The sequence below is a fragment of the Streptomyces sp. NBC_00466 genome (genome assembly GCF_041433995.1).
Lineage (GTDB): Bacteria > Actinomycetota > Actinomycetes > Streptomycetales > Streptomycetaceae > Streptomyces.
In genome coordinates this window covers 4,596,161-4,619,412 of record NZ_CP107896.1, presented here as the reverse complement: position 1 = coordinate 4,619,412, position 23,252 = coordinate 4,596,161, and the positions used below count along the sequence as shown (strand labels likewise).

Sequence of the window (23,252 nt, the reverse complement as noted above, 5' to 3'; positions counted from 1 at the left end):
CGGTCGGAAACGACACGGTCATGGTGGGTATAGCTCAGACGGTAGAGCACCTGGTTGTGGTCCAGGATGTCGCGGGTTCGAGTCCCGTTACTCACCCTTATTGATCAAGGGCTGACCTGCATGAATGGGTCAGCCCTTAGTCGTTCCCGAGACGCATGCTCGCCCTCTCGGCTCCCCAGGTCGACGTCGCGCGCTGACTGGTTACAGGTCGGCGCCCGGAGGACTATGTGCTCCGGGCGCGGTGGGCGGAGCGTGGCACCACGCCAACTACTACAACCGGAAGTGGCTGCCGGCGACGGCCGCGGCCGTGACCAAGGGCCTGCCGAAGAAGCCCCGGATCCACGACCTACGGCATACGCACGTCGCCTGGCTGATCGGCGCGAACATCCCACTGCCGGCCATTCCGCTGCGCCTCGGCCATGAGTCGATCTCTACGACCGTGATGAGGGACAGCGGGCGGCAGCAGGCGTCCGCACTCAGCTGGATCTCGCTGGTGAAACCGCCGCACGAGCGGCCCAGGCCCTCGCCTCCAGCACCACCCCCACCAGCTGGCCGACGAGGCTCTGCCACGGACTCTCGCGCTGGTGTTCCAGCGTCTTCTCCCCCTTTGAGTCGGCGGGGGCAGGCGGTGGGTCGCTCACGCCGTCCCCGGGGGCGCCAGGCCCAGCAGGGGCTCCTGGGCGGGACTCGTCGGTGCACGGGCCGCCGGGCCCGGCCGGCGCCGATTCGACGGTTCCCGGCCCCGCTGGCCCACCAGGAGAGCCCGGCAAGAACGGGTGCAGACGGGAAGGACGGCCGCGACGGGCAGACCTGCCCGGGTGGCTATTCCCGACGACAACCAACCTCGTGCTTCTCACTGCGGACCGCCGCAGATACTGACAACACCGCGCCCTCCGACCTCCCTTCGGGGAGGGCGGAGGGCGTTTTGTCGTGTCCGGAGGCCCTGGCATGTTTCTCGCCTACGCCGCTACTGAGGAGTACAGCCAGTTCCGTCAAGGGATCGCACCGCCGCGCGATGAGGGAGGCCCGTGGTTCGTCAACGTTCGGGAGCAGACCCGGCGGGGCAAACGGATCGAGCGGGTGCGCCTGGTCGATGAGCCCCCGACAAACGGGCAGCGGTATCTCCTCGCCACGACCCCGGACAACGTGGCCGCGGGAGAAGACGCCCTCCCAGGAGTACGAGATCAGTGGCGGCACTGGTGCAGTCGCGGCGGTGCGTCTGCATGTCGTATGCCCGGTCCGCGTCCCGCCGGTGCGCCGCTACTGCCAGTGAACTCCCGCCCCGGCCAGATCTCTTGGCGGAGCCACCGGCCAGGGCGGGTCAATCCCCACCGGATACACCAGAGGAGATCACCGTGAGCGTACCTCCGAACCCCGGCCCCGACCCGTCCCCGATCCCTGTCGTCGCCCGCGCGCTCATCAGCGACGCGCAGTTCACCAGCTGCCGCCAGACCGTCATGGACGCCAACCCCGACATGTCCCAGGACATGGCCGGACGCAGAGGCCTTGAAGTTCGTCGCCGCCTGCTCCCGGCGCCCCGGCGCCGGCCTGGCACCGTCGCGGATCGTGGACGAGGGATGGCACGCCCTGATCCTGCACACCGCCCTGTACACAGAATTGTGCGCATTCCTCGGCGGCGAATACGTCCACCACTACCCGGGCTATGACCGACGAACTACGATCTGCGCATCCTGGAGCGGACCCGCGAGGCCATCGCCGACCTTGGGTACGCGGCAGACGCAGAACTCTGGAGCCCGCCGACCGATGAACTGCTCGTGTCCGTCGCGGCGAAGTGCCAGCACTCCCCGGACTGCACGGTCGTTGTGCAGCCCGAGCCCAAGGGCTGATCGGTACCCTGCGGGGGAGAAGGGAGGCCACATGGACTGGACCGACCCCCGGTACGCCGAGCTGGTGGCAGCGTGGGATGACACACAGCAACCGGACTCGCGAGACCCGGAGCCCCGGCCCGCACGGGCGTTCATCGCCCCGCCCGCCCCGGACACCACGCAGGACTGAGCAACCAGCCCCGGTAGCGGACAGCTTGCTTTGCAGGCCCAACGCCGCCTGAGCTCCCGACCGTCCGTCGCCCTGCGGCGGGCGGTCTGGGCTTTGTCCAGGGGTATCGAACTGACCCGTTTTGGTTGGGTGTTCCGCATCGTCGCAGGTCACAGCGGTGCAAAGAATCTGGTTCGAGTCCCGCTACTCATCTCTCCAGGGAAGCCCCTGATATGCGGAAACGCAGGTCAGGGGCTTCTCTCGTTCTCAGAGCCGGCCGGGCGGACCGTGGCCGGGCCCAGCGGGAACTTCAGCCTTCCATGCATACCTATGCAGGTATTTCGAGGGAAGGCCGCCGATTACCTCACCGGCGACGAGATCGTGATCCGAGTGGATCTCGGAATCGGCGAAGGCGCGTTCACTGTCTACGGCTGTGATCTCACCGAGGGCTATGTGAGGATCAACGCCGACTACACCACCTGAGAACCCCGCACCGCGAGCCCGGCCTGATCCGAACGACCCGGCCTGATCCAGACGAAGGGCCCTAAGAGCTGAGCCGTGGCACCAGATCCGTCGGGAGCACCAGTTGGGTCCGCTCGGCGGCGGCCGGTCCCGGCGACCGGTGCTCCTCGATCTCCGAGAGCAGCAGCCGGGCCATGGCGCGGCCCATCTCCTCGATCGGCTGACGCACGCTCGTCAGCGGCGGGTCCATATGACGCGCGATCACCGAGTCGTCGAAGCCGACCAGGGCCACGTCGTCGGGGACCCGCAGACCGCGTTCGCGCAGCACCTGGCGGGCGCCCGCCGCCATCACGTCGGACGCGGCGAAGACCGCGTCCAGATCGGGGCGGCGGTCGAGCAGCAGCTCCATCGCACGGCGGCCGCTCTCCTCGGAGAAGTCGCCCTGGGCGACGAGCGCTTCGTCGCCGTCGGCGCCCGCCGCGGCGACGGCCTTGCGGTATCCGTCGAGGCGGCACTGCGCGCCGTACACGTCGAGCCGCCCGGTGATCGTCGCGATGCTGCGCCGGCCCCGCGCGACCAGGTGCCCGACGGCGCTGCGCGCGCCCTGGTAGTTGTCCGAGTCGACCGACGGAAGCGTCTCGTGGTCGGAGCGCCGGCCGCTCACCACGGCCGGGATGTCGAGCTGCTGGAGCAGGTCGGGCAGCGGGTCGTCGGCGTGTACGGAGACGAGCAGCACCCCGTCCACCCGGTGCGCGGCCAGGTACTGGGCGAGCCGGTCGCGCTCGCGGTCGCTACCGACGAGCGTGAGCAGCAGCTGCATCTCGGTGTCGGCGAGTGCGGCGCCGACACCCCGGACAATGTCCGAGAAGTACGGCTCCGCGAAGAAGCGGGTCTCGGGCTCGGGGACGACGAGGGCGATGGCGTCCGTACGGTTCCCGGCGAGCGCGCGGGCCGCCCGGTTGGGCACGTATCCCAGCTCGGCGACCGCGGCTTCGACGGCCTCGCGGGTGCGGGCGCTGACCCGGGGCGATCCGTTGATGACCCGGGAGGCCGTGCCGCGTCCGACCCCGGCCCGTGCCGCGACCTCTTCGAGCGTGGGCCGCCCGCCGCTCCGTACTCGCGCTGCCGCCATGGCTGCCTCCCGTTCGCGGTCAATTTCTCACACGTCGGACAACCGGACCAAGTCCGGTCACCGGCTCCTCGACACGCTCTCGGACAGGCCCGTCCCGTACGCGCGCGCCACCGATGGGAGCGCTCCCACTGTACGGGGCGGGCACGGCCGCCGGAAAACGGAACAGGAATACGGAACAGGGAATACGGACAGGACCGGGCACAGGGCCGGGTCCCGTCCGTCCGCCGGAGCCCGGCGCGGTCAGTCCACCGGCGGCAGCGCGTGGCGGCGGATCACGTCGGCGTACCAGTGGGCGCTCGCCTTCGGGATCCGGCGCTGGGACGCGTAGTCGACGTAGACCGCGCCGAACCGCTTGGAGTACCCGTACCCCCACTCGAAGTTGTCCATCAGGGACCAGAGGAAGTAGCCGCGCACATCGGCGCCGTCGGCCACCGCCCGCTGTACGGCGTCGAGATGGCCGCGCAGATACTCGATCCGCTCGGGGTCGGCGACCCGGCCCTCGGGCGAGACGTAGTCGTCGAAGGCCGCGCCGTTCTCGGTGACCATCAGCGGCAGTCCCGGGTGGTCCCGGCTGACGTCCGTCAGCAGGCTGTACAGCCCGTCAGGGTCGATCGCCCAGTTCATCGCGGTGCGCTTCTTGCCCTCCGCGAGATGGAAGGCGACCTGCTCGGAACCGGTCCAGGGCGAGTGGTCGCTGCTGCCGTGGCCGTCGTCGCGGGTGTCCCCGGTGCCGGTCTCCGGCGTCGAAACCAGCGTCGGCGTGTAGTAGTTGACGCCCAGTACGTCGATGGGCGCCGCGATGGTGGCCTGGTCGCCGTCCCGTACCAGCTTCTGCCAGTCCACCAGGTGCGCGGTGTCGGCGAGCAGGTCGTCGGGGTAGGCGCCGTCCAGGATCGGGCCGGTGAAGATCCGGTTGCCGACCGCGTCGATCCGGCGCGCGGCGTCGGCGTCGGCCACGCTGCCGGTCAGCGGGCGGACCTGGTGGAGATTGAGGGTGACCGAGATCTGTGCGGTTGCGGGGAGTTGACCGCGCAGTACCTCGGTCGCCCGGCCATGGGCGAGGTTGAGATGGTGGGCCGCCCGCAGGGTCGCGGCCGGTTCGGTGCGGCCCGGGGCGTGCACCCCGGAGCCGTATCCGAGGAAGGCGGAGCACCAGGGCTCGTTGAGCGTGGTCCACATGGCGACGCGGTCGCCGAGTGCGCCGGCCATGATCGCCGCGTAGTCGGTGAAGCGGTCGGCGGTCGCCCGGTGGGGCCAGCCGCCCGCGTCCTCCAACTCCTGTGGCAGGTCCCAGTGGTAGAGCGTGGCGACCGGGGTGATGCCCGCTTCGAGCAGTTCGTCGGCGAGTCTGCGGTAGAAGTCGAGGCCGCGCTCCACGGCCGGGCCCCGGCCGGTGGGCTGCACCCGCGACCAGGAGATGGAGAAGCGGTACGCCTGGAGGCCCAGCTCCTTCATCAGCGCCACGTCGTCGCGGTAGCGGTGGTAGTGGTCGGCGGCGATGTCGCCGGTGTCACCGTTGCGGATCTTGCCCGGGGTGTGGCTGAAGGTGTCCCAGATGGACGGGGTGCGGCCGTCGGTGGCGGCGGCGCCCTCCACCTGGTAGGCGGCGGTAGCCGCGCCCCAGACGAAGCCCACGGGGAAGTCCGTCGTATCGGGTGCCTGCTCACGGGTGGTGGTCTCGGATCGTACGGCGGTCATGCGGGAGCGCTCCCAGGGGTGGGCGGACAGGGGCAGTTGAGGAGGAGAGGGGGCTCCGGTGCCCCGTACGGCCTGCGGTCAGGAACGGGCCGTACGGGACGTACCGGGGAGGGCGGGGGACGCGGGCGTCACCCCTTGACGGCGCCGGACATGATGCCTCCGACGATCCGCTTGCCGAAGATCACGAACACCACGAGCAGCGGCAGCGTGCTGATCAGCGCGCCCGCCATCACGATGCTCTGGTCAGGCGTGTACGAGGCGCTCAGCTGGCCGAGCGCCACCTGGAGGGTGGGGTTCTGCTGGTTCAGGGCGAGATAGGGCCAGAAGAAGTCGTTCCACGCCTGGACGAAGGTCAGCATCCCCAGCACCATCATCGCGGGGCGGGCCGCCGGAAGGACCACGCTGCGCACGATGCGGAGGTTGTTGGCACCGTCGAGCTTGGCGGCCTCGATGAGTTCGTACGGCAGCGCCTCCAGCAGGTACTGCCGCATGAAGAAGACGCCGAACGCGCTCACCAGGGTCGGGAAGATCACCGACTCCAGGTTCCCGCCCCAGCCGATCTTGGACATCATCATGAAGAGCGGCACGACGCTGAGCTGCGGGGGGATGGTCAGGGTGGCGATGACCGCGGTCATCAGCCCGCCCCGGCCCCGGAACCGCATCTTGGCGAAGGCGTACCCGGCCAGGGTGCAGAAGAAGAGCGTCGCCGCGGTGATGCAGCCGGAGACGATGACGGAGTTGACGATCGCCTTGCCCAGGTGCGCCTGGTTCCAGGCCGCGTCGAGGTTGTGGACGAGCCGCCCGCCGGGCAGGAACGGCGGTGTGGTGTTGAGTACTTCGTCCTGGGTGTGGGACGCGGCCACCAGGGTCCAGTACAGCGGCACGATCGAGCCGATGCCCACGAGGGCCAGGGCGAGGTAGGCGAACGGGCCGCCCTTCAGCTGCTGGCCGGCGCCGGGCCTGAAGCGGCGGCGCGGCGCCGGAGGGGCGGCGGCCGGCGGGGCGGTGGGACCGGGCGCGTGGGTGGGGCTGGTCATGGTCATGGATATCGCTCCCGGTCAGGCCGCGGATTTGCGTACGAAGCGGCTGATGAGCCAGTTGATCGCGGCGATGAGCAGCAGCAGGACGAGCATCGCCCAGGCAACCGCGGCGGCCGGGCCGAGATGCCCCAGGTTCCAGCCGTAGTTGTAGAGGTAAATGCTGAGCGTCTCGTACTGGTTCTCGTTTCCGCCGATCGCTCCGAGCCTGCCGCCTTCCAGCAGCAGCGGCTCACCGAACAGCTGCATGGAGCCGATGGTGGAGATGACGATCGTGAAGAGGATCGTCGGCCGCAGCGAGGGGATGGTCACCTTGCGGAACTGCTGCCAGCGCGAGGCTCCGTCGATCGAGGCTGCCTCGTACAGATCGGTCGGCACGGCCTGCATGGCGGCCAGATAGATCAGTGCGTTGTAACCCGTCCAGCGCCAGATCACGATCACCGATATCGCGATCTTGGAAGTCCACTGCCCGTTGACCCAGTTGGTGTGCCCCAGGCCGATGAAGTGCAGCACCCAGTTCAGCAGGCCGCCGTCGGCCCGGAAGACCAGGGCGAAGACCAGGGCCGCGGAGGCCACCGATGTGGCGTACGGGGTGAGGATGATCGTGCGCCAGAAGGTGCTGGCCCGCAGCTTGTAGTTCAGCAGATGCGCGAGGCCCAGCGCCACCAGCAGCTGCGGGACCGTCGACATCACTCCGATCAGGAAGGTGTTGCTGACCGCCGTCCAGAACTCGGAGTCCTGGAGGATCTTGGAGAAGTTGTCCCAGCCGACCCACTGCATCTGGTCGAGACCGGTCATCTCCACCCGGTGCATGGCGATCCAGCCGGTGTAGATCAGCGGGTAGAGACCGAAGGCGCCGAAGACGAGGAAGAAGGGAGCGATGTATGCGTAAGGGGATGCTTTGTCGTCGAACCGCCACAGCCGGCTCCGCCACGTCTGCCGGCGGGCCGACATCTGCTGGGAGCCGCGGGGAGGCGGGGCGTGGGTGTCCCGGGTGGGGGTCGAGGTTGCCACAGGCGGGAGTCCTTCCCTGGGATGCGCCGACCCGGCGCGATGAGCGGACCTGTCCGGCCCGGTGTGGCGGTGTCGGAACGCTGGTCCATGTGCGTACCGGCCCGGCGGCGTCCGGCCTGATCGGCAGGGCGCCGCCCGCGCGGGTACCGGCGCCGGCGGCCCGGCGGCCGCCCGCACCGGTGGTGATCAGCCGACCGTCTTGTCGATGTTGTTGATCGCGTCGTTCCAGGCCTTGCTGGAACTGGTGTGGCGCTGCTCCATGTTGGTGATCTGCGTGGAGAACGCGTCCTTGATGTCGGCGTCCTTCGGGCCGAGCACGGCAGCCGGGATGGTGCCGGCCTCCTGGGCGTAGATCTTGCCGATCGGCGCGTTGTTGAAGTAGGGAAGCTTGGCGTTCTTCACTTCGGGAAGGGTGTACGCCTGCTTGTTGGACGGGAAGGCGCCGATCGCCTTGAAGACGGCGGCCTGCTGTGCCGGCGAGGTCAGCCACTTGACCAGTGCGCTGGCCTCGGTCACGTGCTTACCGCTCTTGGGGATACCCAGGAACGAGCCGCCCCAGTTGGCCGAGGACGAGCCGGGGGCCGTGGTGATGTCCCAGTGGCCCTTGTTGGACGGGCCCGCGTTGGTCGAGATCTGACCGGCCATCCATGCGGGACAGACGACAGTGGCGACGCTGTTCTTGCGCAGCGCCGGCGGCCAGGTGGGCGGGTCGAACTGCGCGAGACCGTGCGAGAGCCCCTCGGAGGCCGCCTGGGACGCCAGCTTCCAGCCGTCCTTGACGCTGGAGCTGGTCTTGTAGACCGGCTTGCCGCTGGAGTCGTAGTACTGCTGCGTGTTGGAGCTCACCACAGCGTTGAACATGGCACTCGCCGAGTCCATGAAGTAGGTGCCCGCAGGAGCGTTCTTCTTGTACTCCTCACCCAGCGCGAGGTAGTCGCTCCAGCCACCGGCGACCTTCTTGGCCACCGCGTCCCGGTCGGTCGGCAGGCCGGCCTTCTTGAAGAGGTCCGTGTTGTAGCAGAGCGACATCGGGCCGATGTCGGTACCCGCGCCGATCACCTGCCCGCCCGACGTGGTGGCCTGCTTCTCCTTCCAGGACACCCAGTCGTTGACGTCGATCACCTTGCTGAGGTCGGCGAACTTGTCCGCCTTGGTGTCGACCACTTCCTTGATCCGGCCGACCTCGATGCCCTGGACATCGGCCAGGCCGCTGCCGGAGTTCAGCTCCTGGAGCAGTTTGGGGTAGTAGACCTTCTCATCAGCGGTGACGTCTTCCTTGACCGTGATGTTCGGGTGCAGCTTGTGGTACTGGGCGAAGAGCCCGGCCTCCTTGTAGCCGAACTGCCCGTAGTCCGCGACGGTCAGGGTGATCTTCCCGTTCGCGTCCGAGCTCTTGCCCGAGTCCGACGAGTCGCTGCTGCAGCCGGCCAGCAACAGGGCGGTGGCCGTCAGGCCCGTGGTGGCGATGACCGCGGCTCTGCGGCGGCGACCGCCGGCGGTGCGGGTGATGCGCATTCCACTACTCCTTGGTCCGTACGGGAAAGACCCGTGCGATGCGGGAGCGATATGGGAGCGCTCCCATGCGCTGATGCCGGAAGGTTGCTGCCTTGGAGGGGTGAGTGTCAAGAGTTGAAGACGGTTCCGTTGCCCGAGCGTGTCCCGCACGTCACGAGAACGTGTCCCGCACGGCTCTTGCCATGACCGGGCCGCCGTCAGGGCAGCATCAATTCCCGCAGCTCAGCGGGGTGATGAACGCAGATGACCCGGTTGCGGGGCCGAACGGGGCCGGACCGCTGCCGGGTTCGCGGGCGTACGCCGGAAGGTGAACGGAGGGCCGGAGAGCCGGCCGTTCCGGACGGACCTCGCCTTTTTTTAGCGAACTCCGTGCGGGATTCGGTGGGTTACGGGGTGCGGCGGGCGGTGCGGCGTCGGGGGCGCGGCAGGCGCACCGGTGGGCCGGCGGTGCCGCCGGGCCGGCCGTGTCCGGACACGGCGAACGCCCCGGCCGGGTGGGGGGTGAACCGGCCGGGGCGTCGGTCAGGAGAACGCGCCAGGGTATCGCGTCAGGAGTCTGCGTCAGCTGTTCGCGGCGAACGCCTTGGTGAACGCCAGCTCGTCCTGGACGACCGACGAACACGTCGGGTCGGCCGAGTTCTTCGCACCGCCCGGGCACTCCTTGTCCCGTGCGCCGGACCACATCGAGAGCCGCCCCAGACCATTTGCCTTGGCGAACCCGGCCAGCTTCTTCGCGTCGTCCACCGTGAACTTCTCGGTGTTGACGTCGTTGACTCCGATCATCGGAGTGACCGCGACGGCCTTCCAGGCAGCGGCGTCCGAGAGCCCGAGCACACCCTTGATCTGGGCCTGCGTGGCGGTCGCCGCCTGGGTGGCGTAGTCGCCCATGTCACCGCTGTACGAGGCCCCGTAGTCCATCGCCATGATGTTGACCGCGGAGATGTCGACGCCGTTCTTCTTCGCGTTGGCGACGAGATCCACGCCGGGCTGGGTCAGCCCCTCGGGCATCACCGGCAGCGTGAACGAGACGTCGAGCCCCGGGTGGGACTTCTGGAGCTGCGCGATGGCCTGGGCGCGCCGGGTGTTGGCCGCGGTGTCCGGCAGCGCACCGCCCTCGATGTCGAAGTCGACCTTGGTGAGCTTGTAGGTGTCGATGACCTTTCCGTACGCCGCGGCCAGCGCGTCGGCGGACGTACAGGCCGCGCCCAGCTCGGTGCCGGAGGCCCCGCCGAAGGACACCCGGACGTCGCCGCCCTTGGCCCGCAATCCGCTGATCTGCGAGGCCACCTTGTCGTCGCCCAGGCCCGTGGCACCGCCCCAGAGCGGGGCGCAGCTGCCGCCGGAGGTGATGAAGGCCAGGTTGAACTCCTTCACACCGGTCTTGGTCACGGTGTCGAGCAGGTTGTACGCGGGGTAGAGCGAGGTGTCGATGTACGGGGCGAATCCCGCACCGGACGAGGTGCCCGTTCCGGTGCCGGTGGTCTTGGTGGGCGTGGGGGCGGGCTTCGACGGTGCGGTCGACGTGGGCTTGGCCGACGGCTGCGGCGCCTTGGACGGGTCGGACGGCTGCGACGGCTCGGACGGCTTGGTGGGCCGGCCGCTCGGCGCGGGCGCGCCGCCGGTGTCGATCGAGCACTTGGCGCCGTCGATGACGCAGCCGGTGGGGTCGCCTGCGGTGGCGCCCGACGACGTGACGAAGCCGATGGTGAGCGAGGTGCCCGCTGCGATACCCGCCTTGTCCCACTTCGCAGGCCGCACCGTGACGTGCTGTCCGTCGACCGTGGACTCGGCGTTCCAGAGCGAGCTGAGCTTGGTGCCCGCGGGCAGGTCGAACTCCAGCTTCCAGTCGGTCAGCGCCTTGCCCGCGTCGTTGCTGACGACGTACTGGCCGGTGTAACCGCCGTGCCAGTCACTGGTCTTGGTGTAGGCGGCGCCCACGTCGGCGGCGTGCGCCGTTCCGGTCAGTGCGAACGCGCCGCCCCCTGCGACGGCTGCGGCCACCACCGCACCCACCGCCTTGGTCCTGCCGCTCACCTTGCGCCGGTGGGTCGTCGTACTCATGGCGTGCCTGCCTCTGCGTTACGGAAGTGGGGGGTGTGGCAGCACGCTAGCGATTCCGAACCGGACAATTGGGCGGTTCAGGAAGGAAGTCGAGGATCTTAGGGTGGGCTTAAGGAAGACAAAGGGAGCGGTTAATGCCGGGGCCTGCCGGGGCCTGCCAGGGGGAGTGCCGCAGACCTCCCGAGGCTTGCCGGGTGAGTGTTGCCCGGTGGGGTGCCGCTGCCCCGGATCAGCCCGGCACCGACCCCCGGAGCGCCCCGCGCCTGCGGCCCCGTACCCGGTGGCTGTGGGCCGGCAGCGCACGGCCGCCGTCGAGGGCGATCCACAGCCGGACCTCGGTGCCGCCGAGGACCGAGCGCCCGATCCGTACGTCGCCACCGGTCGACTCGGCGACCCGGCGCACGATGTCGAGGCCGAGACCCGTGGAGCCCGTCTGCCCGCCGCTGTTGCCGCGCGTCAGAGCGGCCGCCGGGTCGGCGATGCCCTCACCGGCGTCCGACACGAGCACGATGACGGCGTCCTCCGCGTGGTGCACGTCCACCGAGAAGGGGGTGCCCTCGGGGGTGTGGCGGAAGACGTTGCCGAGCAACGCGTCGAGCGCGGCGGCCAGTTCGGAGCGTACGACCGGGATGCGGGCCGTCCGGCCCACGCCCGCCAGCCGTACCGTACGGCCCTCGTCCTCCGCCAGCGCCGACCAGAAGGCCATCCGTTCGCGGATCACCTCGGAGGCGTCGCAGCCGGCGGCCGCGGTCTGCAGCCCCTGGGGCCGAGGGCGCTGTTCGCGGGCCGTGCGGATGATCGTGTCGACCTCCCGCTCCAGCTTCTCGACGGCCGCGCGGGTCTGCTCGGCGGCCGGTCCTTCGCCCAGCGAGGCCGCGTTGAGCCGCAGGACCGTGAGCGGGGTGCGCAGCCGGTGCGAGAGGTCGGCGGCCAGTTCGCGTTCGTTGTCCAGGAGCTGGACGACCTGGTCGGCCATCGAGTTGAACGCCACGGCGGCCGAGCGCAGTTCGGTCGGCCCCTCCTCGACGACCCGTACGGACAGCCTGCCCTCGCCCAGGTCGTGCGCCGCCCGCGCGAGCCGCTGCGCGGGGCGCACCATCCGTACCCCCAGCCGGTCGGCGACCGCGACCGAGCCGACGACCAGCGCGATGCCGACGCCCGCGAGGACCAGCCAGGCGGTGCCGACGCCGTTGGCGACCTCGCCCTGCGGCACGTACACCTCGACGACCGCGATCCTCCCGGTGGGCAGCGCGGTCGGCTGGAGGAGCGCGGAGCCGCCGGGCACCGCGGTGATCACGGCCTGGCGGCGGGCCGCTTCGATGTCCTTGGCCGCTGCCCGCCCGTGGCCGGTCTCGGTCGGGCGGCTGCCCGGTTCGCCCGACGCGGGCACATGGATGGCGACGCGGCCTGCGGCGCCCGCCGGGGTGGAGGCGACCGCCTTCTCCAGCGCGAGGCGGTCGGTGGTGATGGAGAGGGTGGGGGCGAGGGCCGACGCGTTCCGCTCGGCGCCGGCGAACGCCCGGTCGTGGGCCATCTCCTTGATGACCAGACCGAGCGGAATGGCGAAGGCCACCACGACCATGGCGGTGGCGGCCAGCGCCACCTTGACCAGCGCCCACCTCATCGGGGCGGCTCCAGCTTCACCCCGACGCCCCGGAGCGTGTGCAGATAGCGCGGGTTCGCGGCGGTCTCGCCGAGTTTCCGGCGCAGCCAGGAGAGATGGACATCGATGGTCTGGTCGTCGCCGTACGACTGCTGCCACACCTCGGCGAGCAGCTCCTTGCGCGCCACGACCACACCGGGCCGCCCGGCGAGGAAGGTCAGCAGGTCGAACTCCCGCCGGGTCAGATCGAGCCGCGCCCCGTCCAGCTCCGCCTGCCTGCGCAGCGGATCGACGCAGAGCCCGCCGACGCGGATGAGCCGCGGCGGGGGCTCGGCGCCGGAGCTGCTGCGGGAACGGCGCAGCACGGCCGCCATCCGGGCCGACAGATGCTCCACGGAGAAGGGCTTGGTGAGGTAGTCGTCGGCGCCGTCGTTCAGCAGCCGTACGATCTCCGCCTCGTCGTCCCGCGCGGTGGCGATGATCACCGGTACGTCGGTGATGCCGCGCAGCATCTTCAGCGCTTCCGCCCCGTCGAGATCGGGCAGACCCAGATCGAGAATGACCAGGTCGAAGCCGATATGGGCCACCTCACGCAGCGCCTCGAGGGCGGTGCCGACGCTCCGTACGGTGTGGGAGGCCTCGGTGAGGTGCCTGATGAGGGCGGAGCGTACGAACTGGTCGTCCTCGACCACGAGCACACTTGCCATGGGCGGCACCGTACGCCATTCGGGGGTGGCCGGTATGCGTCTCACCGTGTCGCGACGCCGGTGGGGCGGGTGGGGCAGTATGGCGCGATGATCCGGCGACTGACACAGGCCCTGGCATGGTCGCTCGCCACCGGTGCGGCGACGACGCTGACCTGGTGGGGGGTCCATTCGGTGATGGCCGGCACGGCCTATGACCTGCCCCGGGCGCTTCCGGTGGCGGGGAGTCCTGAGCTGCTCTCGTCGGCCACCCAGCGGCCCGAGGAGCCGGATTCCGCGTCACCGGGGGCTGGGCGGTCACCGGGGGGCGGGTCGTCCTCCCGGTCCCCCGCGCACTCGTCCGGGAGCGCTTCCCCGCCGCACTCGCCGTCTCCCTCGGCATCGGCATCGGCGCCCGCTTCACGCCCTTCTCCTGGTTCGAAAGATTCGTCAGGTTCTTCCGGATCGTCCGGTGACGTGCGGAGCTATACGTCTTCGGGTGGCCGGGTCGTCTTCGATCTGGGGGCGGCCTCGGCGGAGCTGGTGTCGGCGGCGCCCGCGGACGGCTGGCAGATGCAGGTCTGGAAGCAGCCCGAGTGGATCCGGGTGACGTTCACGCAGGGGCGCCGGTCGGTGTCGGTGTTCTGCACCTGGAACGGGCACGAGCCGTCGGTCGAGGTGGACGACAGCTGAGGGGGACGCCCCACCAGGAGCTGTCCGGCTACCCGAAGACCGCGGGCGGCGGTGGAGGTGACGGCTCCGCGTCGGCGTCCCGTACCGGCTTCGCCCCGCCCGTGAAGTCCGTGAGGCCCCGGCCGTGTTCCAGCCGCCCCGCGTGCCCGTCCCCCGCCACCCGGCGGGTCAGCTCGGCGATGGGCAGCGGGAGCGCGGAACCCACCAGTACCGCGTTCCCGAACCTCCGGCCGCGCAGCACCGCAGGCTCGGCCGCCAGGGCCAGTTCGGGGAAGGTGGCTGCCGCGGTCGCGATCTGGCCGCGCAGATACGTCAGCGGCGGGCCGTCCGTGAGGTTCGCCGCGTACCAGCCTTCCGGCTTCAGCGCCCGGCGGACCTCGGTGAGGAATTCCGTACTGGTGAGATGCGCGGGGGTGCGCGCACCGCTGAAGACGTCGGCGACGATCAGATCGGCCCAGCCGTCCGGGATCTTCGCGAGCGCGGCGCGGGCGTCGGTGGAGCGGACGCGGATCCGGGCACCGGGGTCCAGCGGCAGCACCCTGCGCACCAGCTGGACCAGCGGGCCGTCGACCTCGGCGATCTGCTGGGTGGAGCGGGGGCGGGTCGCCGCGACGTAACGGGCCAGCGTGAACGCCCCGCCGCCCAGATGCACGACGTGCAGCGGCTGCCTGGGCGGTCCCGCGAGGTCGATGACATGGCCGAGCCTGCGCTGGTACTCGAAGTCGAGGTACGTGGGGTCGTCGAGGTCCACATGGGACTGCGGGGCGCCGTCGATCAGCAGGGTCCAGGCGCGCGGGCGGTCGCGGTCGGGCCTGAGTTCGGCGATCCCGCCGGCCACCTGCTCGACGACGGACTCCGGTGCGGAACGGCCCTGCCGCTTGTTCTTCGCCACTCCCCCAGTATCGCGCGCCCCTGTCGCGCCCTCCGGTACCGCGCTCCCCGGTACCGCGCTCCCCGGCCCGCGACAGCGCTCAGCGGGCCCCGCTGCTCACCGGCGGTTGTCCGCCGCCTCGATGAGACGTGCCGCCTCGCCGAGCGCCGCCCTGAGCACCGAAGGGTCGGTGACCGGCGTCGCCTCGGGCGGCAGCAGCCAGCCGGTGCCCCGGACCGGCGGCTCCTCGGGGATCCGCAGCCCGCGCCCGTTGGTCTGTGTACACGCGCTGCCCGGCATGTCCCAGCCGTCGGCCGTACCGGGCGGCACCAGGAAGCCGAGGGTGTCGCAGGCGCCGTCGTGCAGGACGGGGCCGACGCCGGCCGAGTCCGCTCCCCTGCGCAGGATGTCCACCGCCTCAAGTCCCTGCCGCGCGGGGACCGTCACCAGATCGCAGGGTTCGGCGACACCGTCGGGTGGTGCGCTGACCTCCTGACTGGGTGTGTGCCGGGCGGTCGTTCTCGAACCGCTCATCTCGATACCGGTCTCCAACAAGGCAACCCCTCCTCGTTCTCCGCAAGGTTCAACGCCTGCGGGCGTCAAGGGCTACGGCGCAGCACCGCCGTAAAGGATGGCAGTTCATGGCAAATCGCGGGTGAGATATCCGTTTTGTAGCTATACCGGGCGTGTGCGTCTCATCACAGACGGTACGTTTTGCGCGCCGGAGCGGTCCGGGCCGGCAGCACCATCCGCCAGAGAGGGCTCGGCCATGGCGACGTCACGGGAGGTACGCAACCCGGCTTTCCGGCAGTTGCGCGGACAGCGCTCGCCCGGTGAGTTCGCGGCGGCGATCCGCCGGGCCGCGCGCGAGATCGGCGAGCAAGTCGCCTGTGACGCACGGTACATCGGGCGGGTCGAGGCCGGCGAGATCCGCTGCCCCAACTACGCGTACGAGCGGGTCTTCCTGCATATGTTCCCCGGTTCGACCCTGAAGGACCTGGGGTTCTCCGACCGGGGGGCGGTACGCGGCCGGGGCATGTGTCCCGACGCCGAGCAGCCGTCCCAGTCCGACACCGGCCAGTTCGACACCGGCCAGTTTCACACCAGCCAGTCCCACACCTGCCAGAACAACGAGGAGAGCGACGTGCTGCGTCGCGCATTCATGGCCGGCGGTTCCGCTGCTCTGGCCGCCGTCTCGCTGGGCCTCGGCCCGGCCCCCGTACCGTCCCAGCGCCGTGTCGGCGAGGCGGAGGTCAGCGCCGTCGAAGCGGCCGTACGGCAGATCCGGCTGCTCGACGACCGGCATGGCGCCGCCGGTCTCTACCAGCGGGCGGCGCGACCGCTGGCAGCCGCGTACGCCCTGCTCGACGCGGGCACCGCCCGCCGGTCCGCGGCCGACCGGCTGCACGCGGGCGCCGGTGAACTGGCCATCTCCGTGGGATGGCTGGCGCACGACTCGGGCCGCTTCGACGACGCGCGGTCGCACTACGCCGAGGCCCTGGCGACCGCACGCGTCTCCGGCGATCCCGCGCTGGAGGCGCACGCCTTCTGCAACACCGCGTTCCTGGCGCGGGACGCGGGGCGCCCGCGCGAGGCGGTGCGGGCCGCGCAGGCCGGGGAGCGCGCGGCGAAGCAGCTGGCGTCGCCCCGGCTGCTCTCGCTGCTGACCCTGCGGGAGGCGGGTGGCTGGGCGGGGCTCGGCGACCGTACGGCCTGTTCGGACACGCTGGTACGGGCCAAGTCCCTCTTCGCGCAGGGCACATCGGACGCCGACCCGGAGTGGATGAGCTTCTTCGTCGAGGCGGAGCTGGAGATGCTGGAGGCGCAGTGCTGGTCGGCGCTGAGCGACTGGCCGCGCGCGGCCCAGCACGCCGAGCGCGCGGCCGAGCTCCAGGATCCGCACTTCGCCCGCAACCTGGCGCTCTACCGTGCGCAGCTCGCCGACGACCTGGCCAGGGCCGGCGCTCCCGACCGGGCGGCGGCGGCCGGGCACCAGGTGCTCGACCTGCTGGACCAGGTCCAGTCGTCCCGTATCCAGGCGATGCTCGCGGGCACGGCACGCAGGCTGCTGCCGGAGCGCCGGGCGGCCGGGGTGCCGGCCTTCCTGGACCGGCACGCGTCGACTCCGCGGCTGGTCTGAGCGGTTGGTCTGAGCGGTTGGTCTGAAGAGGCGACCTGAAGAGCCGCCCGAGCGGCGGTTCTGAACGGCTGTTCCGAGCGGCAGCCGGTCCCGGTCCGGGACCGGCCGTCAACCGGCCGTCACGGCTCCAGGTGCCCGGTGTCGTTCCACCGCTCGACCGCGGGGGCGTCGTACGCCCAGCCCAGCACCGAGAGCGACGCCGGGGCCAGCCGGATCCGGGCGCCGAACGTCAAGTCGTAGCCGAGCCAGCGCGCGGCGAGCGCCCGCAGGATGTGGCCGTGCGCGAAGACCAGCACGTCACGGCCGCCCGTACGGATCCGGTCGATCGCCGCGTCGGCCCGCGCGGTGACATCGGCCACGGACTCACCGCCGGGAGCGCCGTCGCGCCAGATGAACCAGCCGGGATCGACCGCCTGGATCTCGGCCGGGGTGAGCCCTTCGTACGCCCCGTAGTTCCACTCCAGGAGCGCGTCCCACTCCTCCGCGCGGTCGGCGAACCCGGCAAGTGCGCATGTCTCGCTCGCCCGTAGCAGTCTGCTGGTGAACACCCTGGCGTCCGGCAGCGCGTCCCACGGCGACCGGTGCAGCCGCTTGCCGAGCAGCTCGGCCCCCTCGCGTCCCTCTTCGAGCAGCGGGATGTCCGTCCTGCCGGTGTGTTTCCCGGACAGCGACCATGCGGTCTGTCCATGCCGGACCAGCAGCATGCGGGGTGCCATGACGGTCTCTCCTCCGTGCGGTGATGCTGCTTCCATCATCGCGTACGGGTTCCGGGAGCAACCCGGCGGACGGCTTCGGCGTCCCACCTACCGTGCCCCGGCAAAGAGGGGCCCCCTGAACTTGTCATTCCATACGCCCTATGGTGGTACGCCGGGTGACAGGCCCCGTTTGAACAGACGATGGAGAGCATTCGGATGCCGTACACCGCGAACCGTGACCGGCCCCGCTGGTGGACAGAGCTCCTTGTGATCGCTGTCGTCTACACCGCGTACTCGTCCGGCCGGCTCCTGGCACGCGGCAATACCGAGGACGCGGTCCACCACGGGCTTTCGCTGCTGCGTGCCGAGAAGTTCCTGCACATCAACATCGAACACCCGCTGAACAGGCTGTTCACGCACACCCCGGCGATCGGGATACCCGCCGACTTCGCCTATGCCTCGCTGCATTACCTGGTGACCCCGGGCATCCTCATATGGCTCTTCCGCCGCCGGCCCGCCCAGTACCGCATGGCGCGCACCTGGCTGATGGTGTCCACGCTGCTCGGCCTGATCGGCTTCACGCTGACCCCGACCTGTCCGCCGCGGCTGCTCGACCATGCGCAGGGTTTTGTCGACACGATGGCGCAGTACAGCTCGTACGGCTGGTGGGGCGACGACGCGAGCGCGCCGCGCGGACTCGGCGGGATGACCAACCAGTTCGCCGCGATGCCGAGCCTGCATGTGGGGTGGGCGCTGTGGTGCGGGGTGATGCTGTGGCGCCACGGCCGTACGCCGCTGGCCCGAATACTCGGGGTGCTCTACCCGTTGACCATCACTTTCGTGGTGCTGGGCACGGCCAATCACTATCTGCTCGACGCGATCGCGGGGGTCGCGGTGATGGGTGTGGGGCTGCTGCTCGCCAGGCCCGTGGTGCGGCTGGCCGACCGAATACGGGACCGGTTCTTCTCCCGTACCGCTGACACTCCGTCCCCGATTGTCGGTGCCGGGTGCAAGACTTCCCCGGGTGAGCGATTCCCCGGGCAGCGGACCTCCTCCGCCTCTTCCGCGTCAGCAGGCGACACAGCAGGTGAAACCGCCGACGACGGCACTCCGACAGCGGCTCGCTGAGCTGCGGGGCCCGTCCGTCGCGCCACAGCCGCTGGACGCCCGCGCGCTGGCGGCCCTCGCGGCCAACCCCGGCTGCGAGCGCCGGGCGCTGCTCGACGGCGCCGGGGTGAACAAGACGGTTCTCGCACAGGCACTCGGCTCCCCTTCGGCCTTCGGCCAGTCCCAGTTCGCCTTCATGCGGGGCAACGCCTTCGAGGCCAGGGTCAAGGCCGACGGCGGCGCCGATCTGATGCGGCTCCTCGCGGAGCACATGGGCACGGCCCAGCCGGTGGACGTGGCGGTCCCCGATCTCACGGCGGCGGGCCCCGAGGGCCGTGCGGCCCGCACCGCACTGGCGCTGCGTGAGGCCACGGAGGCCGGCGGGTGGACCCTGTTCGACCACCCGATGCTGGCGCTGGAGGTGGCGGGTTCGCCCGCCTATCTGGAGCCGGACGCGGTGGTGGTCGATCCGGCCGGACGCTGGACGGTGATCGAGATCAAGTCGTTCCCGATGATCGACGGGTCGGCGGACGCGGCGAAGGTGGGGGCGGCCGCCCGGCAGTCCGCGGTGTACGTGCTGGCGCTGGAGCGGATCGCAGCGCACCTCAGCGGTACGGACAGGGCGGACAGGGCGGACAGCCCAGGTGGCGCGGACAGCCCAGGCGGCGCATCCGTGCACGACCGGATCCTGCTGGTGTGCCCGAAGGACTTCTCCAACCTGCCGACGGCTTCGGCTGTCGACGTACGCAAGCAGCTCTCGGTGACCCGGCGTCAGCTGGCCCGGCTGACCCGTATCGAGGACATCGCGGCGGCCCTGCCCGAAGGCACCACCTTCGATCCCGGTCTGCCGCCCGCCGAGCTCACGGCGGCGGTCGAATCGGTCGGCGCGGCATACGCACCGGAGTGCCTGGCCGCGTGCGAGCTGGCCTTCCACTGCCGCGACCGGGCCCGGGACACCGGCGCGGTGGAGGCGCTGGGCCGGGGGGTCCGCGGTGAGCTGGGCGGGCTGACCACGGTCGACGCGGTGCTGGCCGCGGCGCACGGCGAGGAGGGCGATCCGTCGGACCCGACGGTGGCCGCGCTGCGCAGGGCCGCGGCGCTGCGGGCGGAGGCACTGGCGGAGGCGCCGCAGCCGGTTCGCCGGCAGACAGCTCGCCACCAGTCGGTTCACCAGCGGCCGGTTTCTCAGCGGCCGGCTCCTCAGCAGCCGGTGCCTCAGCAGGAGGGCTCGCCGGTATGTCGCTGATCAGCACGCTCGCCCGGCTGGAGGCCGTGCGGTCCGGCCGCGCGGAGCCCACCGCGACCGTCCGGCACCGCCATCTCTCCGCGCGCCCGCTGGTGTTCGTCCCCCTCACCACGGCGGGCGAGGCCGGCGCCCCGCTCGGGGCGCTCGTCGGGACGGACCCCGAGGAGCCGAGGCTGCTGGTCGTCGCCCAGCCGCGCGACCGGGACCTGCGGTCCGCGTTCCTGGCCGAGCTGGCCGAGGCCGTCCTGCCGTACATCGACGGGTACGCCGACGACGTGGAGGCCGCCGAGCGCTCCGAGACCGACCCGGAGACCAAGAAGAAGGTCAAGGTCGAGACCGAGCTGTGCGCGGACGCCCCGCAGCTGATCGTGCCGGGCCGGGCGGGCATCGACTTCGTCCGGCTCCTCGGGCGGTCGATGCGCTTCCGGCGTACGGCCGACGAGGATCCGGAGACGCCCTACCCGGCGCCGCCCCGCGTCCCGCTGCTCGGCCGCTGGCTGACGCACTACGGTGAGCGCGCCCGGGTCCCGGGGTCCGCGCTGCTGCTCGCCGCGACCGACCTGCTGAACCGTCACTGGGCCACCGGCCGGAGCAGCCTGGAGGACCAGCACCTCGGCGCGCTGCTCGCCTGGATCGACCCGGCCGACGGTACGTCCGGCGCCGAGGCCGCGCTCCGGGCCGAGCTGGGACGCGACCGGGACGGGCAGTTGCTCTGCCCGCCCGCCGGGCCCGCCACCGATCCGGCCTTCGACAACAGGCTGCTGGCCCCGGCGGTGGAACGGTACGACGCGGCGCGTTCGGCACTGGCCGCCGCCGAGGACGGTCCGGCGGCCGACGACCGGCTCGGTGAGCTGACGGCCGCCGAGCGGGAGATCCGCAGGCTGCTGGCCGGACAGCTGCGGCCCACCTGGGACGCGGTGTGGCACGGGCTCGGGCTGCTGCGCGAGCTGCCCGAGGGGGCCAGGGCGGGCGAGCGGTGGACCCGGGACCGCTGGTCGTTCACCGGCCACCGGGACCGGGTGCGGGCGGGCGAGCCGCCGCAGCCGCGCCGGGACGACGCGGTGACGGCGGCGCAGAAGCTCGCCACCCGCGAGACCGCGCAGACGCAGCTGGAGGCGCAGGAGGCCCTGGACGACCCGCTGGTGATGGCCGGGCGGCGGCTCGCGGGCGAGGCGTTCGCCGGTGAGGTGACGGATGTGGTGATGGCATGGAGCGAGTCGAAGCGCCCGAGCCCCCGCCCCCTGGTGACGTTCCGCACGGATGACACACCGCACATCGGGGAGCGGGTCAAGGTCCACCGCGCGCTTGCGGGCGACCCGCCGAAGGCGCAGACAGCCGAGTTCGTACGGTACGAGGAGGACGGTTCGCTGGTGCTGCGGCTGACCAACGGCATGGGCCGCGCCAAGGATCCGGCCCCGGGGACCGTGCCGGAGAAGGGCGACCGGCTGTGCTGGACGCTGTTCGAGCACAGTTCGCGGGGCGGGCCCGAGCTGCCCGCGCAGGAGGACACCCCCTGGACGCACGGCGGCCCGCCGGGCGCCACCGGCCCGTCGGACGGCTCGTCCACGATGCCCGACGGAGCTGCCGTGTCCACCGCACCCGCCGTACCCGCTCCTTTCGGCTCCGAGACGAGTCCCGACCCCGTCACCCCGGAGGACCTGCTGTGACCTTCGATCCCGGCGCGGAGGCGGCCCGTGCGACGCGGGCCATCCTCGACGACACCTTGCACGGCACCGCCCGCGGAGTGGTGGTCGACTCCCCGCCGGGTGCGGGCAAGTCGACGCTCGTGGTGCGCGCGGCCCTTGAGCTGGCCGCCGCCGGACGGCCGCTGATGGTGGTCGCGCAGACCAACGCCCAGGTGGACGACCTGGTCACCCGTCTTGCCGTGAAGGACCCCGAACTGCCGGTCGGCCGGCTGCACAGCAGCGACCCCGACCCGTACGACAAGGCGCTGGACGACCTGCCGAACGTCCGCAAGTCCGCCAAGGCGGCGGATCTCGCCGGGCTCGATGTGGTGATCTCGACGGCCGCGAAGTGGGCGCATGTGAAGGGCGTCGAGCCCTGGCGGCACGCGATCGTGGACGAGGCGTACCAGATGCGCTCGGATGCCCTGCTGGCCGTGGCCGGGCTGTTCGAACGGGCGTTGTTCGTGGGCGATCCCGGCCAGCTCGACCCGTTCAGCGTGGTCGGCGCCGAGCAGTGGGCGGGGCTGGCGTACGACCCGTCGTCCAGCGCGGTCGCGACCCTGCTCGCGCACAATCCGGAGCTGCCGCAGCACCGGCTGCCGGTCTCCTGGCGGCTGCCCGCGTCGGCGGCGCCGCTGGTCTCGGACGCGTTCTACCCGTACACGCCGTTCCGCAGCGGTACGGACCACGGCGACCGGCGGCTGACCTTCGGGGTGGCGTCGGACGGTTCGGGCCCCGACCGGGTGCTGGACGAGGCGGCGGAAGCGGGCTGGGGCCTGCTCGAACTGCCCGCCCGGCACACACCGCGTACGGACCCAGAGGCGGTACGGGCGGTGGCCCTGGTGGTCCGGCGGCTGCTGGACCGCGGTGGCGCGGCGGTGAGTGAGCAGTCGCCGGATCCGGTGCCGCTGACGGCGGACCGTATCGCGGTCGGCACGGCCCACCGCGATCAGGCGGCCGCGGTCCGGTCGGCGCTCACGGAGCTCGGGGTGACAGGCGTCGCGGTCGACACGGCCAACCGCCTCCAGGGCCGGGAGTTCGACGTCACGGTGGTGCTGCACCCGCTGTCGGGCCGCCCGGACGCGACGGCGTTCCATCTGGAGACGGGCAGGCTCTGCGTCCTGGCGTCGCGGCACCGGCACGCCTGCATCGTGGTGTGCCGGGAAGGCGTGGCCGGGCTGCTCGACGAGCACCCGTCGGCGGAGCCGGTGCAGCTGGGAGTGACAGTGAAGTTCCCGGACGGCTGGGAGGCGAATCACGCGGTCCTGGCCCATCTCGCGGAGCACCGGGTGCCGTGGACCCCGTAACCGCCGGACGGAGTCCGGCACACCGCCGCAGGCGGCCGACGGACACAGCCCCGGACGGCTGGGAGGCGAATCACGCGGTCCTGGCCCATCTCGCGGAGCACCGGGTGCCGTACCGGCCGCTGTGACGCGGTGTGGGGCGCTGCCCGGGACGTCCTCTTGCGCGGGGCGGGACAATGGACGGTGGCCGGAATCCCACGGCGGAGATCCGAGCACCGCACACGACCCGGAGACCGGACCCGCCGGACCTCCGGGAGACGCAGCACGGCACAGCCCGAACGGCACTGGCAGCACGGCACAGCAGGAGGCAC

Annotated in this window: 20 protein-coding genes, 1 tRNA gene and 2 pseudogenes; 12 read left to right on the top strand and 11 right to left on the bottom strand. The window is 71.3% G+C overall.

Features of this window, described 5'->3' with window-relative positions:
* Nucleotides 1–23: 23 nt before the first annotated feature.
* The 5 genes and pseudogenes from OG210_RS20770 to OG210_RS20750 form a co-directional block, all read left to right on the top strand.
* Nucleotides 24–96, top strand: a tRNA-His gene (locus OG210_RS20770).
* Between the two features lie 28 nt (nucleotides 97–124).
* A pseudogene (locus tag OG210_RS20765) lies at nucleotides 125–382 on the top strand (site-specific integrase); the annotation flags it as partial.
* A 566-nt stretch (nucleotides 383–948) separates the two neighbouring features.
* Complete coding sequence (locus tag OG210_RS20760; RefSeq protein ID WP_371538164.1) at nucleotides 949–1,359, top strand: DUF6879 family protein; 411 nt, start codon at nucleotides 949–951, stop codon at nucleotides 1,357–1,359.
* 519 nt (nucleotides 1,360–1,878) lie between these two features.
* The gene (locus tag OG210_RS20755; RefSeq protein WP_328326794.1) at nucleotides 1,879–2,016 is read left to right on the top strand and encodes a hypothetical protein; all 138 of its coding nucleotides are present in this window, start codon (nucleotides 1,879–1,881) and stop codon (nucleotides 2,014–2,016) included.
* A 330-nt stretch (nucleotides 2,017–2,346) separates the two neighbouring features.
* A pseudogene (locus tag OG210_RS20750) lies at nucleotides 2,347–2,478 on the top strand (bifunctional ornithine acetyltransferase/N-acetylglutamate synthase); the annotation flags it as partial.
* Nucleotides 2,479–2,539: 61 nt separating this feature from the next.
* Here OG210_RS20750 and OG210_RS20745 read toward each other — a convergent pair.
* The 8 genes from OG210_RS20745 to OG210_RS20710 form a co-directional block, all read right to left on the bottom strand.
* The gene (locus OG210_RS20745) at nucleotides 2,540–3,589 is read right to left on the bottom strand and encodes a LacI family DNA-binding transcriptional regulator (RefSeq protein WP_328326796.1); all 1,050 of its coding nucleotides are present in this window, start codon (nucleotides 3,587–3,589) and stop codon (nucleotides 2,540–2,542) included.
* A 240-nt stretch (nucleotides 3,590–3,829) separates the two neighbouring features.
* Complete coding sequence (locus OG210_RS20740; protein ID WP_328326798.1) at nucleotides 3,830–5,287, bottom strand: GH1 family beta-glucosidase; 1,458 nt, start codon at nucleotides 5,285–5,287, stop codon at nucleotides 3,830–3,832.
* Nucleotides 5,288–5,415: 128 nt separating this feature from the next.
* Complete coding sequence (locus OG210_RS20735) at nucleotides 5,416–6,330, bottom strand: carbohydrate ABC transporter permease (protein ID WP_328326800.1); 915 nt, start codon at nucleotides 6,328–6,330, stop codon at nucleotides 5,416–5,418.
* Nucleotides 6,331–6,345: 15 nt separating this feature from the next.
* Nucleotides 6,346–7,338 (bottom strand): sugar ABC transporter permease, encoded by a 993-nt coding sequence (locus OG210_RS20730; RefSeq protein WP_328326802.1) that lies wholly within the window; start codon nucleotides 7,336–7,338, stop codon nucleotides 6,346–6,348.
* Nucleotides 7,339–7,524: 186 nt separating this feature from the next.
* Nucleotides 7,525–8,853, bottom strand: coding sequence for an extracellular solute-binding protein (locus tag OG210_RS20725; RefSeq protein WP_328326804.1), 1,329 nt, complete (start codon nucleotides 8,851–8,853; stop codon nucleotides 7,525–7,527).
* A gap of 561 nt (nucleotides 8,854–9,414) precedes the next feature.
* Nucleotides 9,415–10,914 carry a cellulose binding domain-containing protein gene (locus OG210_RS20720; protein WP_328326806.1) on the bottom strand — a complete coding sequence of 500 codons (1,500 nt, stop codon included), beginning with the start codon at nucleotides 10,912–10,914 and terminating at the stop codon, nucleotides 9,415–9,417.
* A gap of 229 nt (nucleotides 10,915–11,143) precedes the next feature.
* Nucleotides 11,144–12,538 carry a HAMP domain-containing sensor histidine kinase gene (locus tag OG210_RS20715; RefSeq protein WP_328326809.1) on the bottom strand — a complete coding sequence of 465 codons (1,395 nt, stop codon included), beginning with the start codon at nucleotides 12,536–12,538 and terminating at the stop codon, nucleotides 11,144–11,146.
* On the bottom strand, nucleotides 12,535–13,224 hold the full coding sequence (locus tag OG210_RS20710) for a response regulator transcription factor (protein WP_328326810.1): 690 nt from the start codon (nucleotides 13,222–13,224) through the stop codon (nucleotides 12,535–12,537). Before OG210_RS20710 ends, OG210_RS20715 begins: the two co-directional genes overlap by 4 nt.
* Nucleotides 13,225–13,311: 87 nt before the next feature.
* On the opposite strand from OG210_RS20710, the gene OG210_RS20705 reads away from it, so the two are divergent.
* Nucleotides 13,312–13,893 (top strand): hypothetical protein, encoded by a 582-nt coding sequence (locus tag OG210_RS20705; RefSeq protein ID WP_371538158.1) that lies wholly within the window; start codon nucleotides 13,312–13,314, stop codon nucleotides 13,891–13,893.
* Nucleotides 13,894–13,921: 28 nt separating this feature from the next.
* Here OG210_RS20705 and OG210_RS20700 read toward each other — a convergent pair whose 3' ends face one another.
* Nucleotides 13,922–14,785: a fused MFS/spermidine synthase gene (locus tag OG210_RS20700; RefSeq protein WP_328326814.1), complete on the bottom strand. Its 864-nt coding sequence runs from the start codon at nucleotides 14,783–14,785 to the stop codon at nucleotides 13,922–13,924.
* Between the two features lie 96 nt (nucleotides 14,786–14,881).
* Nucleotides 14,882–15,298 carry a hypothetical protein gene (locus OG210_RS20695; RefSeq protein ID WP_371540398.1) on the bottom strand — a complete coding sequence of 139 codons (417 nt, stop codon included), beginning with the start codon at nucleotides 15,296–15,298 and terminating at the stop codon, nucleotides 14,882–14,884.
* A 235-nt stretch (nucleotides 15,299–15,533) separates the two neighbouring features.
* Here OG210_RS20695 and OG210_RS20690 point away from each other — a divergent pair, with 235 nt between their 5' ends.
* Nucleotides 15,534–16,904 carry a hypothetical protein gene (locus OG210_RS20690; protein ID WP_371538154.1) on the top strand — a complete coding sequence of 457 codons (1,371 nt, stop codon included), beginning with the start codon at nucleotides 15,534–15,536 and terminating at the stop codon, nucleotides 16,902–16,904.
* Between the two features lie 119 nt (nucleotides 16,905–17,023).
* On the opposite strand, the gene OG210_RS20685 is transcribed toward OG210_RS20690, so the two are convergent.
* A complete protein-coding gene (locus OG210_RS20685; RefSeq protein WP_328326821.1) occupies nucleotides 17,024–17,620 on the bottom strand; it encodes a histidine phosphatase family protein in 597 nt (198 codons plus the stop codon).
* Between the two features lie 180 nt (nucleotides 17,621–17,800).
* Between OG210_RS20685 and OG210_RS20680 the strand changes: the two genes are divergently transcribed.
* From OG210_RS20680 to OG210_RS20660, 5 genes are read left to right on the top strand one after another with little or no spacing between them, the layout of a single operon-like run.
* The gene (locus OG210_RS20680) at nucleotides 17,801–18,727 is read left to right on the top strand and encodes a phosphatase PAP2 family protein (RefSeq protein ID WP_328326823.1); all 927 of its coding nucleotides are present in this window, start codon (nucleotides 17,801–17,803) and stop codon (nucleotides 18,725–18,727) included.
* Nucleotides 18,624–19,952, top strand: a complete 1,329-nt coding sequence (locus tag OG210_RS20675; RefSeq protein WP_371538151.1) for a hypothetical protein — start codon at nucleotides 18,624–18,626, stop codon at nucleotides 19,950–19,952. Before OG210_RS20680 ends, OG210_RS20675 begins: the two co-directional genes overlap by 104 nt.
* A complete protein-coding gene (locus OG210_RS20670) occupies nucleotides 19,943–21,619 on the top strand; it encodes a hypothetical protein (RefSeq protein ID WP_371538148.1) in 1,677 nt (558 codons plus the stop codon). Before OG210_RS20675 ends, OG210_RS20670 begins: the two co-directional genes overlap by 10 nt.
* On the top strand, nucleotides 21,616–22,944 hold the full coding sequence (locus OG210_RS20665; RefSeq protein ID WP_371538145.1) for an AAA domain-containing protein: 1,329 nt from the start codon (nucleotides 21,616–21,618) through the stop codon (nucleotides 22,942–22,944). The genes OG210_RS20670 and OG210_RS20665 overlap by 4 nt, the downstream gene beginning before the upstream one ends.
* Nucleotides 22,932–23,069 carry a hypothetical protein gene (locus OG210_RS20660; RefSeq protein WP_371538142.1) on the top strand — a complete coding sequence of 46 codons (138 nt, stop codon included), beginning with the start codon at nucleotides 22,932–22,934 and terminating at the stop codon, nucleotides 23,067–23,069. The genes OG210_RS20665 and OG210_RS20660 overlap by 13 nt, the downstream gene beginning before the upstream one ends.
* Nucleotides 23,070–23,252: the final 183 nt, after the last annotated feature.

What these genes read in the sequence shown, in the direction of transcription:
- OG210_RS20755 (WP_328326794.1), top strand. Translation starts at nt 1,879, where the DNA reads ATGGACTGGACCGACCCCCGGTACGCCGAGCTGGTGGCAGCGTGGGAT.
- OG210_RS20735 (WP_328326800.1), bottom strand. Translation starts at nt 6,330, where the DNA reads ATGACCATGACCAGCCCCACCCACGCGCCCGGTCCCACCGCCCCGCCG.
- OG210_RS20715 (WP_328326809.1), bottom strand. Translation starts at nt 12,538, where the DNA reads ATGAGGTGGGCGCTGGTCAAGGTGGCGCTGGCCGCCACCGCCATGGTC.
- OG210_RS20690 (WP_371538154.1), top strand. Translation starts at nt 15,534, where the DNA reads ATGGCGACGTCACGGGAGGTACGCAACCCGGCTTTCCGGCAGTTGCGC.
- OG210_RS20720 (WP_328326806.1), bottom strand. Translation starts at nt 10,914, where the DNA reads ATGAGTACGACGACCCACCGGCGCAAGGTGAGCGGCAGGACCAAGGCG.
- OG210_RS20680 (WP_328326823.1), top strand. Translation starts at nt 17,801, where the DNA reads ATGGAGAGCATTCGGATGCCGTACACCGCGAACCGTGACCGGCCCCGC.
- OG210_RS20695 (WP_371540398.1), bottom strand. Translation starts at nt 15,298, where the DNA reads ATGAGCGGTTCGAGAACGACCGCCCGGCACACACCCAGTCAGGAGGTC.
- OG210_RS20670 (WP_371538148.1), top strand. Translation starts at nt 19,943, where the DNA reads ATGTCGCTGATCAGCACGCTCGCCCGGCTGGAGGCCGTGCGGTCCGGC.
- OG210_RS20740 (WP_328326798.1), bottom strand. Translation starts at nt 5,287, where the DNA reads ATGACCGCCGTACGATCCGAGACCACCACCCGTGAGCAGGCACCCGAT.
- OG210_RS20705 (WP_371538158.1), top strand. Translation starts at nt 13,312, where the DNA reads ATGATCCGGCGACTGACACAGGCCCTGGCATGGTCGCTCGCCACCGGT.
- OG210_RS20760 (WP_371538164.1), top strand. Translation starts at nt 949, where the DNA reads ATGTTTCTCGCCTACGCCGCTACTGAGGAGTACAGCCAGTTCCGTCAA.
- OG210_RS20710 (WP_328326810.1), bottom strand. Translation starts at nt 13,224, where the DNA reads ATGGCAAGTGTGCTCGTGGTCGAGGACGACCAGTTCGTACGCTCCGCC.
- OG210_RS20725 (WP_328326804.1), bottom strand. Translation starts at nt 8,853, where the DNA reads ATGCGCATCACCCGCACCGCCGGCGGTCGCCGCCGCAGAGCCGCGGTC.
- OG210_RS20685 (WP_328326821.1), bottom strand. Translation starts at nt 17,620, where the DNA reads ATGGCACCCCGCATGCTGCTGGTCCGGCATGGACAGACCGCATGGTCG.
- OG210_RS20745 (WP_328326796.1), bottom strand. Translation starts at nt 3,589, where the DNA reads ATGGCGGCAGCGCGAGTACGGAGCGGCGGGCGGCCCACGCTCGAAGAG.